At 50.1% G+C, this 1,319-nt stretch carries 1 protein-coding gene; it reads right to left on the reverse strand.

Going from position 1 to position 1,319, the window contains the following annotated elements; all coding sequences use genetic code 11:
• Positions 1 to 237 precede the first annotated feature (237 nt).
• Entirely contained in the window at positions 238 to 1,248 is a 1,011-nt protein-coding gene (locus AC2CG4_RS20010; RefSeq protein ID WP_484487947.1) for an IS110 family RNA-guided transposase, read from the reverse strand.
• Positions 1,249 to 1,319: the final 71 nt, after the last annotated feature.

A 1,319-nucleotide genomic window follows, 5' to 3' on the forward strand; every position in this document is an offset into this window, starting at 1 on the left:
AAATGTATGGTTCCCCTCATTGTTGCAATCACTTTTGTGACAATGAGGTGGTTTGCGCTAATGTATTCGGAGTCCTATTGGGATCGAATCCCGCTCCACGATGAGCATCCGCGCCAGATAGCCCTAAAAAACCCACAGTCTCTAAAAAATCACCGACTCTCTTTTATGTCGGGTTCCTATTTGGCGGTTTAACCCTTTTCATCATCCGCAAAAATAATTGCAAACCTGGTTGGCTTGTCACACCTTAAACACTGTCTGCTGACTCAGTACCGCCCACGCGATGCGCACTAATTTATTCGCCAGAGCAACACACGCTACATTGAATGGTTTGCCCTGACACAGCGTCATAAGCCATCGATCAAATGGCCTATCTCCTTTACCCATGTGTGACATGACTGCCCGTGCTCCATGCACGAACAAACACCGCAAACGTTTATTGCCACGCTTGCTGATCCCTAATAGTTTCGACCTGCCGCCGGTCGAGTGCTGCCTCGGCACCAGACCTAACCATGCCGCCATTTCCCGACCATTTTTAAACTGTTGGGCGTTACCGACCTCCATCACCAATTGACTGGCGATCATATCGCCAATACCCGGAATGGTTTTTACCCGCTGGCAGGCGTCATCCTGTTTAACCCATTCGGCAATTTTCCGGTCTTGCTCTTCGATCCGCTCATTGAGCAGCAGGTAATGTTCATGGGCAAGCATCAGCTCGGCGTAGAGTGCTTGGGGCAGCTCAATCCCTTGCTTGCCGATCCAGCAAAACAATTGCTTCATGACCGAATGCCCCTGCGGTAGTGATAAACCAAACTCCAACAAAATGGCGCCAATGCGCGACATGACTGCCGTGCGCTCCGTGACAAAGCCTTCGCGTAATCGATGGCATACCGCGATCACTTGTGCTGTTTCACTTTTGGGCTGCACAAAGCGCATACCGGGGCGACTCGCAGCTTCAGCAATGGCATCCGCATCGATAAAATCATTTTTATTGCCTTTGACATAAGGCTTTACGTATTGCGGCGGAATGAGTTTGGCTTGATGTCCATGACGCTGGCAGACACGCGATAACCAATGCGCGCCACCACAAGCTTCAAAGGCAATCAAACAGGGCGGGAGCTGTGCGATAAATCGCAGCAGTTGGGAGCGGGAAAACTTTTTACGTAGAACTGTGTGTTCAGAAAGGTCTCGTCCGACGACGTGAAAACTGGACTTGCCTAAATCGATACCGAGTAAGGTGATGTTGGACATGAGATGGCTCCTCTTGAAGATTACCTCCCAAGTTTAGACTTCGGAGGGAGGGGAACCATCTCATTAAACCC

The sequence above is a fragment of the Cellvibrio sp. ATLC23 genome, assembly GCF_057196725.1.

Coding starts and splice junctions, on each gene's coding strand:
- AC2CG4_RS20010 (WP_484487947.1), bottom strand. CDS start 1,248: ATGTCCAACATCACCTTACTCGGTATCGATTTAGGCAAGTCCAGTTTT.